Annotated in this window: 12 protein-coding genes; 1 reads left to right on the forward strand and 11 read right to left on the reverse strand. The window is 67.3% G+C overall.

Going from position 1 to position 13,630, the window contains the following annotated elements:
• Window positions 1–147 precede the first annotated feature (147 nt).
• Together dmeF and QM748_RS07870 are read right to left on the reverse strand one after the other, a co-directional pair.
• Window positions 148–1,122, reverse strand: a complete 975-nt coding sequence (dmeF, locus tag QM748_RS07865) for a CDF family Co(II)/Ni(II) efflux transporter DmeF (RefSeq protein WP_415246446.1) — start codon at window positions 1,120–1,122, stop codon at window positions 148–150.
• Complete coding sequence (locus QM748_RS07870; protein WP_415246447.1) at window positions 1,119–1,391, reverse strand: metal/formaldehyde-sensitive transcriptional repressor; 273 nt, start codon at window positions 1,389–1,391, stop codon at window positions 1,119–1,121. The genes dmeF and QM748_RS07870 overlap by 4 nt, the downstream gene beginning before the upstream one ends.
• A 239-nt stretch (window positions 1,392–1,630) precedes the next feature.
• On the opposite strand from QM748_RS07870, the gene parC reads away from it, so the two are divergent.
• Window positions 1,631–4,060 (forward strand): DNA topoisomerase IV subunit A, encoded by a 2,430-nt coding sequence (parC, locus tag QM748_RS07875; RefSeq protein WP_415246448.1) that lies wholly within the window; start codon window positions 1,631–1,633, stop codon window positions 4,058–4,060.
• A gap of 6 nt (window positions 4,061–4,066) precedes the next feature.
• On the opposite strand, the gene motD is transcribed toward parC, so the two are convergent.
• From motD to QM748_RS07920, 9 genes are all read right to left on the reverse strand, one after another.
• Entirely contained in the window at window positions 4,067–4,978 is a 912-nt protein-coding gene (gene motD / locus QM748_RS07880; RefSeq protein WP_415246449.1) for a flagellar motor protein MotD, read from the reverse strand.
• Window positions 4,979–4,987: 9 nt separating this feature from the next.
• Entirely contained in the window at window positions 4,988–5,728 is a 741-nt protein-coding gene (locus tag QM748_RS07885) for a flagellar motor protein (RefSeq protein WP_415246450.1), read from the reverse strand.
• A gap of 21 nt (window positions 5,729–5,749) precedes the next feature.
• Complete coding sequence (locus QM748_RS07890) at window positions 5,750–6,511, reverse strand: RNA polymerase sigma factor FliA (protein WP_415246451.1); 762 nt, start codon at window positions 6,509–6,511, stop codon at window positions 5,750–5,752.
• Window positions 6,512–6,636: 125 nt separating this feature from the next.
• Window positions 6,637–7,428: a MinD/ParA family ATP-binding protein gene (locus QM748_RS07895; RefSeq protein WP_415246452.1), complete on the reverse strand. Its 792-nt coding sequence runs from the start codon at window positions 7,426–7,428 to the stop codon at window positions 6,637–6,639.
• A gap of 1 nt (window position 7,429) precedes the next feature.
• Entirely contained in the window at window positions 7,430–8,854 is a 1,425-nt protein-coding gene (gene flhF, locus QM748_RS07900) for a flagellar biosynthesis protein FlhF (RefSeq protein ID WP_415246453.1), read from the reverse strand.
• Window positions 8,855–8,979: 125 nt separating this feature from the next.
• Entirely contained in the window at window positions 8,980–11,082 is a 2,103-nt protein-coding gene (flhA, locus tag QM748_RS07905) for a flagellar biosynthesis protein FlhA (protein ID WP_415246454.1), read from the reverse strand.
• 35 nt (window positions 11,083–11,117) lie between these two features.
• Window positions 11,118–12,260 (reverse strand): flagellar biosynthesis protein FlhB, encoded by a 1,143-nt coding sequence (gene flhB, locus QM748_RS07910; RefSeq protein ID WP_415246455.1) that lies wholly within the window; start codon window positions 12,258–12,260, stop codon window positions 11,118–11,120.
• A gap of 154 nt (window positions 12,261–12,414) precedes the next feature.
• A complete protein-coding gene (locus QM748_RS07915) occupies window positions 12,415–12,828 on the reverse strand; it encodes a DUF192 domain-containing protein (protein WP_415246456.1) in 414 nt (137 codons plus the stop codon).
• 41 nt (window positions 12,829–12,869) lie between these two features.
• Window positions 12,870–13,619 (reverse strand): rRNA large subunit pseudouridine synthase E, encoded by a 750-nt coding sequence (locus QM748_RS07920; RefSeq protein WP_415246457.1) that lies wholly within the window; start codon window positions 13,617–13,619, stop codon window positions 12,870–12,872.
• Between the last annotated feature and the right edge of the window lie 11 nt (window positions 13,620–13,630).

The following is a 13,630-nucleotide window of genomic DNA, read 5'->3' on the forward strand; positions in this document are numbered from 1 at the left end:
GAAGGCTCGGCATGTGCATCTGGCGCCATAAAATTATTTACGCCATTTTTACGCCAGCCTGGCGCAAATCACAAGCCGGACCATCGCAGGCTCGCAAACGGCAAGGCTGGAGCGCTGCCCCGGCACGGCTCACATCAGCCGACTCAATCAAACGGCCGGCAAGCGCTCCGCCTCCAGCGTCACATGCGACAGTTCATGGATATGGGTGAGCATAGCCTTATAGGCCTGCACTTCCTTCGGCGCCACCGAGGCAAGCGAGACGATCGCCGCGAAATGCCCTGGCCCGACCTGCCAGACGTGGATGTCGGTGATCCTGTCGCCGGTGGGCGCGAGCGCTTCCCTGATTTCCTCGCGCACCTCCTCCCCTTCGGGCACCGCGTCCAGCAGCACGCTGCCCGCGTCGCGGATCAGTCCCCATGACCAGCGGCCGATGACCAGCGCGCCAACCACGCCCATCAGCGGGTCGGCCCAGAGCCAGCCGTAGCTGCGGCCGAGCAGCAGCGCGACGATGGCCAGTACCGAAGTCAGCGCGTCGGCCAGCACATGCATGTAGGCTGCGCGCAGGTTGTTGTCGGACGCATGTGCATGGTGATGGCCGTGCCCGTCGTCATGGTGATGCGCATGGCCATGTCCGTGGTGGTGATGCGCGTGATCGTCCTTAAGCAGCCAGGCCGACGCCAGATTGACGACCAGGCCGAGCACCGCGACCAGGATCGCCTGGTTGAAGCTGATCGGCACCGGGTCGGCCAGCCGCAACAGGCTCTCCCAGCCGACCAGCAGCGCGACCAGCGCCAATACCACCGCGCTGGCGAAACCGGCGAGGTCGCCCAGCTTGCCGGTGCCGAAGGTGAAGCGGGCATTGCGCGCATGGCGGCGGGCATAGGAATAAGCCAGCGCCGTGATCAGCAAGGCGCCGGCATGGGTGGACATGTGCCAGCCATCGGCGACCAGGGCCATCGAGCCGTAAACGGTCCCGGCCACGATTTCCGCCACCATCATGACGGCCGTCAGTGCGATCACCAACCACACCCGGCGCTCGTTGCGATGGTGGTCTTCGCCAAGAAAGACGTGCTCGTGCGACGGCTGGAAATCTGCCGCAGCGGCATTCGGATGCGCGCTCATTTCAGGTAGGTCCGGATCACGTCGATCATCTCCTGCCCACCCGCACGGCGTTCATCCTCGGTTTCAGGCTCGATGACATGCTCGTGCAGGTGGCCTTCCATCACTTCCGCAGTCAGCCCGGTCAGCGCACCGCGCGCCGATGCAAGCTGCCGCAGGACTTCACCGCACGAGGCCTCCGCCTCCAGCGCCCGCTCGACACCATCGAGCTGCCCCTTGATCCGCCGGATGCGGGCGATCAGTTTTTCCTTCTGGCGGATGGTGTGCGACATGGCCGGCTCCGGCTGAAATATAGTGTAGGGGGCTATGCTACAGGACACAGTCGCCTGCCGCCAGATGGGCGAACGGCTCATGTGTCCAGGCCATCCCCCTTTCCCGTTCGGCCTCGTCGAACCGGAATCTCAACTCCCGCCAAATCTGCCCGGCGATTCGCATCCCGTCACGCACTCGGGGTAAGATCGCCCCCCTTTTCGCAGCATCAGCGCCCCGGCGTCCGGGGCCGCCTGGATCGATGAGCAACGACACTTCCGACCTGTTCGGCACCCCTGAACCGTCTGCCGACGCCAATGCAGCAACAGCCAAGCCCGATACTCCCGCAGCTTTGCCGCCAACTGACGCACCTGCCGGTGCCGGCCTGACGCCCCCCCCTGCCCCGCCCGCCGCACCTGAACCGGCAGAAGAGGACGACGGCACCCTGGCGCTCGACCGCTATGCCGAGCGCGCCTACCTCGCCTACGCCATGAGCGTGGTGAAGTCGCGCGCGCTGCCGCAGGTCGAGGACGGCCTGAAACCGGTGCAGCGCCGCATCCTGTACGCGATGAACGAGATGCGGCTGTCGCCCGGCTCCAAGCACGTGAAGTCGGCGCGCGTGGTCGGCGACGTGATCGGCAAATACCACCCGCACGGCGACAGCAGCGTCTACGACGCGATGGTGCGCGTGGCGCAGGATTTCTCGCTGCGTTATCCGCTGGTCGACGGCCAGGGCAACTTCGGTTCGCGCGACGGCGACTCCGCCGCGGCGATGCGCTACACCGAATGCCGCCTGACGCCGATCGCCGAGCTGCTGCTGTCCGAGATCGACCGCGGCACAGTGGATTTCGTCCCCAACTACGACGGCGCCTTCGAGGAGCCGAAGCTGCTGCCGGCCCGCCTGCCCTTCGTGCTGCTCAACGGCGCCTCCGGCATCGCCGTCGGCATGGCGACCGAGATCCCGCCGCACAACCTGCGCGAAGTCGCCGACGCCGCCTGCCACCTGATCCGCAACCCCGAAGCGACGCTCGACGAGGTGCTTGGCATCATCCCCGGCCCGGACTTTCCCGGAGGCGGCCAGCTCATTTCCTCGCCCGAGGCGATCCGCGACGCCTACGCTTCCGGCCGCGGCAGCCTGCGCCTGCGCGCGCGCTGGAAGATCGAGGAACTGGCCCGCAACCAGTGGCGGGTGATCGTCGAGGAGCTGCCGCACGGCGTGTCGGCCGCGCAGGTGCTGTCCGAGATCGAGACCCTGACCAACCCGCAGCCGCGCGCCGGCAAGAAGGATGTCTCGCAGGAGCAGAAGAACCTCAAGCAGCTCGTGCTCGGCGTGCTCGACACCGTGCGCGACGAATCCAGCGACAAGGCGCCGGTGCGCATCGTGCTGGAACCCAAGTCCAGCCGCCAGAGCCGCGACGAGTTCATGGCGGTGCTGCTGGCTCACACCAGCCTGGAGACCTCGGCCTCGGTCAACATGACGATGATCGGCCGCGATGGCCGGCCGCAGCAGAAGAACCTGGTGCAGATCCTGCAGGAATGGATCGACTTCCGCTACGTCACCGTCGAACGCCGCACCCGCCACCGCCTGGACGAGGTTGACCGCCGCATCCACATCCTCGAAGGCCGCATGATCGCCTTCCTGCACATCGAGGAAGTGATCCGCGTGATCCGCGAGTCGGACGAACCCAAGCCGGCGCTGATCGCCGCCTTCGGCCTGTCCGAAATCCAGGCCGAGGACATCCTGGAAATCCGCCTGCGCCAGCTCGCGCGCCTGGAAGGCTTCAAGATCGAGAAGGAGCTGGCCGAACTGCGCGACGAGCGCGACGGCCTGCAGCACATCCTCGACAGCCGCGCGGCGATGACCCGCCTGATCCTGAAGGAAATCCAGGCCGACGCGAAGAAATACGGCGACGACCGCCGCACCCTGGTCGAAGCCGTCGCCGCCGTGGCGCCCGCCGAGATCTCGGTGCCCGACGAGCCCGTCACCGTCATCGTGTCGAAGAACGGCTGGGTGCGCTCGCGCCAGGGCCACGGCATCGACCCCGCCGGCATCGGCTACAAGGCCGGCGACTTCGGCTTCGTCGTGATCGAGACGCGCAGCACCTGGCCGCTGATCGTCATCGACAGCAACGGCCGCGCCTACACCGTCAAGGTCTCCGACCTGCCCAGCGGGCGCGGTGACGGCGTGCCGATCACCACCCTGGTCGAGTTCCAGGACGGCGGCAAGCTGGCCCAGGTCGTCAGCGACGCACCCGAGACGGTCTGGCTGTTCGCCAACAGCGGCGGCTACGGCTTCCTGTGCAGCGTCGGCGACGCCACCAGCCGCCAGCGCGCCGGCAAGGCCTTCATGAGCCTGGAAAAGGGCGAGAAGGTGCTGACGCCGGCCAAGGCTCACGGCGACTGGATCGCCGCGGCGTCGGAGAACGGCCGCCTGCTGGTCTTCCCCCGCCCGGAGATGAAAACCCAGAGCGGCGGCCGAGGTGTGATCGTGATGGCGCTGGACGAAGGCGAAGCGCTGGCCGCGGTCGCCGTGCCGACCGACGACGCCGTACTTGCGGTCGAAGGCACGGGCCGTGGCGGCAAGGCCGTCACCATCGAGCTGAAACCTGCCCAGCGCGAGCCGCTGCGCCACCGCCGCGCACGCAAGGGCGCACCGCTGACGCCGAAAGTGAAGCCGGAACGGATGCGCTGAGAAGCTTCAGTTGGAGGGTGCCGCTTTCGCTTCGGCACCCGTAGGCGCAGGAGGCGTTGCTTCGGTATCAACCGCCCCGGCATTGGCTGCGGCCTCTCCCGGCAGGATCGAGCGGATCGGGTCGTCGGGCGACATGCGCGTCGGTCCGACAGGCGTCGGTTCGACGTCGCGCGCCTCAAGCAGGATGGTGACGCGGCGGTTTCGGCCCCTGCCCTCCTCGCTGGCGTTGTCCGCCACCGGACGCTGATCGGCGTAGCCGGCGACGCTCAGGCGGCCGGGCAGCACACCGCTGTCGACGAACAGGCGCGCGACGCTCGAAGCACGCACGGCGGACAGCTCCCAGTTCGACGGAAAGCGCGCGGAAGCGATCGGTGCGCTGTCGGTATGGCCTTCGATGGTGATCGGGAAGATGGAGGCCGTCAGCACCTGTGCCACCATGCGCAAGGCCTCGGTCGCAGGCACGCTCAAAGCGGCGTCGCCGGGGGCGAACAGCAGCGCGGCGTTGATGTCGATGCTGATGCCGAAAGCACCGTCGGAGACATTGACTTCGCCGGTCTTCGACATCCCGCCCAGCGCGCGGCGGATGTCGTCGGCCATGCTGCGCATCTGCGCGCTGGTCTGCTTGCGGCGGGCATCGCTGGCTTCCTGCAGGTCCGAGCTTGCCGGCGGCGCCGGCCGCACCACCGGCGCCATCGCCACCGGCGGCACGATGAACTGCTCGCCCCGCTCGGTGATGCTGAGATTGCGGAAGGCCTGGACGATCGAATCCGACACGACGCGGTACTTGCCCTCGTTGATCGAGGACAGCGAATACATCACGACGAAGAAGGCGAACAGCAACGTGATGAAGTCAGCGTAGGACACGAGCCAGCGCTCGTGGTTGTCGCGTTCTTCCGGCCGTCTGCGTCTGCGCGCCATGGCCTGCGGCTAGACCACGTAGCCCTGCATGCGGCTGGCGATGATGCGCGGGTTCTCGCCGTTGGCGATGCCGACGATGCCGTCGACGAACATCTCGCGCTGCGTCACCAGCACACCGATCTGCGCCGACAGCTTCTTGGCGATCGGCAGGAACACCAGGTTGGCGAAGCCCACGCCGTAGATGGTGGCGACGAAGGCGACGGCGATGCCCGCGCCCAGCCGCGACGGATCGGACAGGTTCTCCATGACGTGGATCAGCCCCATCACCGCGCCGAGGATGCCGATGGTGGGAGCATAACCTCCGGCCGCCTCCCAGATCCGCGTCGATTGCCGCAGCTTGGCCTCCCAGGCGTCGATCTCCACCTCGAGCACTTCGCGCAGGCGCACCGGATCGACGCCATCGACCAGCAGCTGCAGGCCCTTGCGCATGAAGGGGTCCGGCAGGCTGCCGATATGGTTCTCGAGCACCAGCAGGCCGTCCTTTCGCGCAACCTGGCTCCAGCCGGCGACCTGATCGATGATGCGCGAAGGATTGGTCACCGGCGGCACGAACACCCAGCGCACCATGCGCATGCCGTCAACGAAGGTGCGCAGCGGGCTCTGCAGCATCACTGCGCCCAGCGTACCGCCGATGACGATGAAGAAGGCCGTCGGCTGCAGCAGCGAGGACACATGGCCGCCTTCGAGCACCTGCCCGCCGACGATCGCGGCAAGTCCCAGCACGAGGCCGAAGACGCTGATCCTATCCATGGCGCGGTCCGGAAGTTGTCATCACGCCTGCTGCTTCTTGGGCGGCCGGCCTCGCCGCGCGGCCGCCGGCGCGTCGCCACAGAACACCGACGAGCGCAGCCGCGCCACCGCCTGGCTGTGGAGCTGGCAGACCCGCGACTCGGTGACGCCGAGCACGGCGCCGATCTCGCGCAGGTTCAGTTCCTCGTCGTAATACAGCGCCATCACCATCTGCTCGCGTTCTGGCAGCACCTCGATCGCCGACACCAGCCGCCGGCGCATGTCGGCATCTTCCAGCAGATCCAGCGGATTGCTGTCCTGCTGGGCGAGATGGCGCTCAAGGAAATCATCGTCCTGGTCGTGGCCGAAATCCTCGAAATAAACCAGTTGGTGCCCACGCGCCTCCTGCAGCATGTGCTGGTACTCGGCCAGCGGCACACCAAGCGATTCCGCCAGTTCGGTTTCGGTCGGAGCCCGCCCGTACTCCTGCTCGAGCATGTGGATGGCGGACTCGATTCGCCGCATGTCACGCCGAAGACTGCGCGGCAGCCAGTCGGCCTCCCGCAGGCCATCGAGCATGGCGCCGCGGATGCGCTGCACTGCATAGGTTTCGAACTGTGCGCCGAGCCCATCCTCGTAGCGGCCGATCGCATCGAGCAGGCCCATCATGCCGTTCTGGATCAGGTCGTCGACTTCGACGCTGGCCGGCAGCCTGGCCATGAGCTGGTAGGCGATGCGCTTGACCAGAGGCGCATAGGCTTCGACCAGATGGGCCTTGTCGAGATTACCTTGGGCGTCGTACATCCATTGGGCCTGTATTTTTCTGCGGCGCGATCCGGCCGGCATACCTGGATTGGAAGAGGGCTGCCGGCATTCTCCCGCACTGTCACAGGCATTACCAGCGGGATGCATCACACCGCCTCTCATGGTCAGGCATTCCGCAGGGACTTCGTCCGGCCTGCCGCCTCGATGTCGCGCATGAAGGCAGCGCTGGCCGCACGCGTCGCCGCAGCGGCATCGAAACGCGACAGTGCGGTCGTCAGGTCATCGTGTTCCACTTCGCCCAGCCATTCCAGCGGCAGCCCGACGTGGCGCCGGACCAGGGCATTCAGGCTGGCGAAGAAGCGTTCGGCATCGTCACGGCCGCGCGCACGGCAGACCGCGACATGGGCCGAGCCGGCACCGGCCGCTGCCAGTGCCTTGACGGTCCGGTAAGCCTCGGTGGCGCCGCTCGCAGTCGCCTCCACCACCAACAGGCGGCGCGGCGCGGCGGCGGCGAAAGGTGAAGGCTCGGCAGCCGTTTCGCCGTCGGCATGCACCAGTACGAAGCTGGCATGGCGGTGCAGGATGCGCAGTGCTTCCACCAGGCAGGCACGGCGCGCTTCGTCCAGCAGAGGCAGTGCCAGTGCGGCAGCCACTGCCGGTACCCGGCCGAGCAGGCCCGGCGAAGGCTGCAGCACATCGGCCAGCGTGGTACGGCCGTCGAGCAGTTGCAGCAGATCGGGGCCAGACGGCTGGCGCAAGACCGCGGCCAGCCCAGCCTCGCCTTCTACCTCGTCCAGGATCAGCACCCGCTCTGCATGGCCGGCAATGCGATGCGCGGCCAGCACTGCGTTGTGCGTTCGGCGGCGGCCGCAGGCATAAAGCGCCAGCACCTGGGGCGGCACGCGGCGGAACAGGCGCCTGAGCCCCGCCGCCTGGTCTTCGCGTCTGTCCAGCATTTCAGGCTCCTCCTGCTGCGGCCAGCAGCATTCCCGTCTCATTGGCATCCAGATGCCAGGGCGACTCGGCGCCCAGCCCACGCAGGGCACGATGCAGCAGGTAGGCCCGGTTGGGCAGATGCAGGTCTTCCGGCACCCGTTGGCCGTTGGTGAGGTAGCGGATCTCGAGCCGGTGGCGCACGGCGACGTCGAGTGCGGGCGCCAGGGAAGCAGCTTCATCCACCTTGGTGAAGATGCAGCCCGCCAGATCGTCGCCGGCATAGGCGCGCACGACGTCGTCCAGCGTGTCGCCACGCGCAGTGGCGTTCAGCAGCAGCAGGCGGCGGACATTGCCGGCACCGCTCAGCATCGCCGCCTGTTCGGCCACCATGCGGTCCCGCTGGCTCATGCCCATGGTGTCGATCAGCACCATGTGCTTGTTGCCCAGGCCGGCCAGGGTCTGGCGCAGATCTGCGGCATCGCGCACCGAGAACACTGGCACGCCCAGGATGCGGCCGTAGATGCGCAGTTGTTCCTGCGCGCCGATGCGATAGCCATCGGTGGTGATCATCGCCAGCCGGCTGGCGCCGTGGCGCACCACGCAGCGCGCAGCGAGCTTGGCCGTCGTGGTGGTCTTGCCGACGCCGGTCGGCCCCACCAGCGCGAACACGCCTCCCCGGTCGATCACATCGTCGTCCGAAGCATGGGCGCGCATCATGCGGTCGAGCATCGCCCCTGCGCCATCGCGCGCCTCGCCCCTGCTCGCCTCCTCGGGCACGGCTTCGGACAGCTTGCGTGCCGTGGCAGCGGAAAAGCCGGCTTCGAGCAGCTCTCCCATCAGCGCTGCGCGGGCCGGCGCCTGGCGGCGGGTCTCGCCCCAGGCGAAGCCGGCGAGCTGGCGCTCGATCATGCCGCGGATACCCGACAGCTCTTCCATCAGCCGGGCATTGGTTTCCTGCAGCTCCCGCATGCGGATGCCGGCGGAATCGTCGGCCGGCGCGGGAGCCGAAGCCGGTGCAGGGCGGCTGCGCATGGCGAAGTCAGCCGTCTCGATCCGCGGCGGCGAGAACGGCCTGATGACGGGCTGCGGTGATGCAGCAACAGCCGGCCGCGCCGCATTGCGCGCTGCATTCGCCGCCAGCGCGGACAGGCTGACATGGAAATCATCCTCGGCCGCCTCGGGTGCGAGTGCCCGCGGAGCCGGTTGAGTGAAAGGCTCGGGCGCTGCCGTCCTGTCGGCGGGCTTTGCCGCTGCCGCAGTCTTCCCGGCGGCAGCCGTGCGCCTGGCCATCTGAAGTGCGCCAACAGCCTCGCCCGGCAGCGCCAGGATCTCCACGCCACCATCGACGGCGCGGTTCGACAGCACGATCGCATCGGGGCCGAGCTCTTCCTTCAGCTCGCGGAGCGCTTCGCGGGCGGTGGGGGCAAAGTAGCGTTTGACGTTCATGGTGTTTCTCCAGGCAGCCGGACTTTGGCCGCAGCTTGAGGAGGATTATCCCGAGTCACGCATCTATTCCTTGGGTCGAATAAACCGCGTTTCCTCCGCTTATTCGATGTTCGGCGGGGAGGCCGTCAGCCGTTCTGCCCGATCATTGCAGTGACGCGGATGGTGCGGGATTCGGGCACTTCGTTGTTGGAGATCACCTTCAGCGAAGGCACGGCACGGCGCAGGAAGCGCGACAGCAGCATGCGCAGCTGCGAAGGCACCAGCAACACCGGCGGCAGGCCGATGTCTTCCTGGCGCTGGGCGATCTGCGCGGTCTGGCGCAGCAGCGTGTCGGCAAGGCCGGGCTCGATCGCGCCGCCCTCGCCGCCTGCGCTCATGGCCTGCATCAGGATGCGCTCCAGGCCAGGTTCCAGTGCCATGACATTGAGCTCGGCATTGCCGGGGAACAGGCCCTGGATGATCGCGCGGCCCAGCGCCTCGCGCACCTTGACCGTGAGCTGCACCGGATCCTGCGTGCGCGCCGCCTGCTCGGCCAGCACTTCGATGATGCTGCGCATGTCGCGGATGTTGACGCCTTCTTCCAGCAGGTTCTGCAGCACCCGCTGAACGGTGCCGACCGGCAGCAGCTTGGGCACGAGGTCTTCGATGAGCTTGGGCGCATCCTTGCCGACGTGATCGAGCAGCGCCTGGGTTTCCTGGCGGCCGAGCAGTTCGGCGGCATGGTTGAGGATGACGTGGTTGAGATGGGTGGCGACCACGGTGCTGGCGTCGACCACTGTGTAGCCCAGTGCATGCGCCTGCTCGCGCGCGCCCGAATCGATCCAGAACGCCGGCAGGCCGAAGGCCGGATCGGTCGTCTCGCGGCCCTGGATCGGTCCCGTCACGTGGCCGGGATTGATCGCCAGCAGTTGCCCGGGGTAAGCCTCTCCCGCCCCCACTTCAACGCCCTTCAGCGCGATGCGGTAGGCGTTGGGCTTGAGCTCCAGGTTGTCGCGGATATGCACCGGCGAAGAAAGGAAACCGACTTCCTGGGCGAACTTCTTGCGCAGGCCGCGGATGCGCTTGAGCAGTTCGCCGTCCTGGCCCTTGTTGACCATCGGGATCAGGCGGTAGCCGACCTCCAGGCCAAGCACATCGACCTGCGATACGTCGTTCCAGCTTGCCTCCTGGGATTCGGGCTGGGGCATCGCTGCCTGCGCCGCGGCTTCGGGCTCCGCCTCCACGGCCAAATCCTCGATCATGCGCTTGCGCCGCATCCAGGCCAGGCTGCCGAGCGAACCGGCCAGCAGCAGGAAGACGAGGTTGGGCATGCCGGGGATCAGGCCGAGCACGCCGATGATGCCCGCCGCCAAGGTCATCACCTGCGGATTGGAGAACAGCTGGCCGATCACGAGGCCGCCGATGTCGCCGTCGTCGCCGACCCGCGACACCACCAGACCGGCCGCCACCGAGATGATCAGCGCCGGAATCTGCGCCACCAGGCCGTCGCCGATGGTCAGCAGCGTGTAGGTATGGGCCGCGTCGCCGACCGCCATGTCGTGCTGCATGACGCCGACGAACAGGCCGCCGATGATATTGATCACCAGAATGATGATGCCGGCGATGGCGTCGCCGCGGACGAACTTGGAGGCACCGTCCATCGCGCCGTAGAAGTCGGCTTCCTGCGCGATCTCCTTGCGCCTGGCCTTGGCCGTTTTCTCGTCGATCAGGCCGGCGTTGAGGTCGGCGTCGATCGCCATCTGCTTGCCGGGCATCGCGTCCAGGGTGAAGCGCGCCGACACCTCGGCGATACGGCCCGCGCCCTTGGTGATGACGACGAAGTTGATCACGGTGAGGATCACGAAGACGACGATGCCGACCGCGGTGTTGCCGCCGACCAGGAAGCTGCTGAAGGCCTCGATGACCTTGCCCGCCGCATCCGGCCCGCCATGGCCTTCGAGCAGCACGATCCGGGTTGACGCTACGTTCAGCGACAGCCGCAGCAGCGTCGTCACCAGCAGTACGGTGGGGAACACCGAGAAGTCCAGCGGCTTTCTCGAATACATCGCCACCAGCATCACCATGATCGAGATCGCGATGTTGAAGGTGAAGAACACGTCGAGCAGGAAGACCGGCAGCGGCAGCACCATCATGGCCAGCACCATGATGATCAGGATCGGCGCGGCGAGCGGGCGCAGGTTGGCCGGGGTCAGCAGCGCGCGCAGGTTCAGGGTGGTGTTCAGGGCCATCGCTCAGTGACTCGTTCCGATGTTCGTTCCGGCATTCATTCTTCTGCGGCGCCGGGATCCATGCTCTCGGGCACCGGCAGATCGGCCGGTACCTCGGGCTGCAGGCCGCCCTGCTTCATCCAGGCGTCGAGCTGGTAGACGTAGGCCATGACCTCGGCCACCGCGGTGTACAGCGCGGCGGGAATCGCCTGCTCCAGTTCGCAATGCTTGTACAGCGCACGCGCCAGCGGCGGCGCCTCGAGCAGCGGCACCTCGCTGTCGCGGGCGATCTCGCGGATCTTCAGCGCCAGTTCGCCCCGGCCCTTGGCCACCACCACCGGCGCGCCCATGCGCTCGGCGTCGTACTTCAGCGCCACCGAGAAATGCGTCGGGTTGGTCACCACGACGTCGGCATTGGGCACTTCGGACATCATGCGGCGGCGCGCCATCTCGCGCTGCATGGCGCGGATGCGGCCCTTGATCTGCGGATCGCCCTCCTGCTCCTTGCTCTCGCGCTTGACCTCTTCCTTGCTCATGCGCAGTTTCTTGTGGTACTGCCAGAGCTGGAAAGGAACGTCCATCAGCGCCAGCAGCCCGAGGCTGGCGGCGATCAGCACCGCGGCGAAGATCACCGTGCCGGCAAAGTCCGCCATGCCGGCCTCGACCGGCGTCACCATCAGGTCGAGCAGGTGATCCTTGTTCGACCACAGCACCATCGACGCCACGCCGCCGATGATCAGCGACTTCAGGATCGCCTTCACCATCTCCATCAGGCCGTGCGCCGAGAACATCCGCCCCAGGCCCTTGATCGGGTTCATGCGGCCGAAGTTGGGCCCCAGCGCCTTGGGCGCGAAGTTCAATCCGCCGAGCACGACCGGCGCCACGACCGCAGCAATCAGCAGCGTCAGGAACAGCGGCATCAGCATCAGCAGCGCACCGCTCAACTGGCCGCGCAGCACCTCGAGCATCAGCGCAGCATCGAATACCGTCTCGCGTTCGAAGGCGAAGCCGGTGCGCACCACCGCGAGCATGCGCTCGGCCATCCAGCCGCCGAGCAGCCACAGCGACAGCACGCCGGTAATGGTGACGAGGAAAGTCGACAGTTCCCGCGACTGCGGGACCTGGCCTTCCTCGCGCGCCTGTTCCAGCCGTCGCGGTGAGGGGGCTTCTGTTTTCTCGAGATCGCTTTCTTCGGCCACGGCCGGCTCCATGTCCGCCCCGCCGCGCGGCAAAGGGCGCGGGCGCGAGGCGACATGTGCGGATTATCGGCTGCAGCCGGCAAGATCTGCCGGCCGAAAAAAGGCGGTAAAGGGCCGCTATTCGTCCCTTTCCGATACCGACATCAACGCCGGATCAAAGCCCCGAGGGCAGGCGGTCGAAGCCGCGCAAGGTATCGCCCGGCTTGATGCCGCGTTCGCGGAACCAGCCCAGGTTCATCTCCAGCGCAAAGCGCGCCGGCGCAGCGGCACAATGGTTGTCCTCCGTGTGCGGCTGCATGTCCTCGATGTTGAGGATCCTGCCCTGCGCGTCGATGAAGGCCACCGACAGCGGCAGGAAGGTGTTCTTCATCCACATGCAATGGGTCGCGTCCTGGGTGAATACGAACACCATGCCGTGCTGCACCGGCATGGCCTTGCGGTTCATCAGGCCAAGCTGGCGCATCTGCGGCGTGTGGGCGACTTCGGCCTCGATCCGGTACATGCCGGCACCCAATTCGACCAACGGCATCGCCGCATCCGCCAGCACGGCGCCCGACGGCAAAGCCATACCGGCTGCCAGCGCTGCCCTCCCGAAAACCGCCATCCGCATCATCCCTTCACTCCTTTGCCTGGGCCCTTGCCAGCGCGACGCATCTTACCCGCGCCAGCGCCGGACTGCGAACGCGGCGCCGCCGTGCGCGCCGTCCCACCTCCCGCTGCGCCACTCTCCCTTCGTGCCGGCTCCGCCGGCCCCCTGGCGACGGTTTTCCCGGCAGTTCGCCCCGCCCTTCCCGTCCTGCCCACCGCAGGCAGCCCCGGCACGACCACCTCCCGCCATTCTCCCGGCTGCAGGCCGTCCAGCTGCCACAGCCCGATCGCCACGCGGATCAGCCGCAGAGTCGGAAAACCGACCTTCGCCGTCATCCGCCGCACCTGCCGGTTCTTGCCTTCACGCAGCACGATCTCCAGCCAGGAGGTCGGTACCGTCTTGCGGAAACGCACCGGCGGGTTGCGCGGCCACAGCCACTCCGGTTCGGCCACCCGGCGTGCATCGCAGGGCCGGGTATGGAAATCGCCCAGATCCAGCCCGGTACGCAAGCGCGCCAGTGCCGCCTCGTCGGGCTCGCCCTCGACCTGCACCAGATAAGTCTTGGGCTGCTTGTGGCGCGGATCGGCGATGCGGTGCTGCAAGGCGCCGTCGTCGGTCAGCAGCAGCAGGCCTTCGCTGTCGGCATCGAGCCGGCCGGCAGCATAGACGCCGGGTATCGGCACATGGTCCTTCAACGTGGCCTGTCCGGGCTCGCCGGAGAACTGGCACAGCACGCCATAGGGTTTGTTCAGGAGGATAAGGCGGGGCATGGGCAGACTAT

It is taken from the genome of Thauera sp. (assembly GCF_047601425.1).
GTDB lineage: Bacteria > Pseudomonadota > Gammaproteobacteria > Burkholderiales > Rhodocyclaceae > Thauera.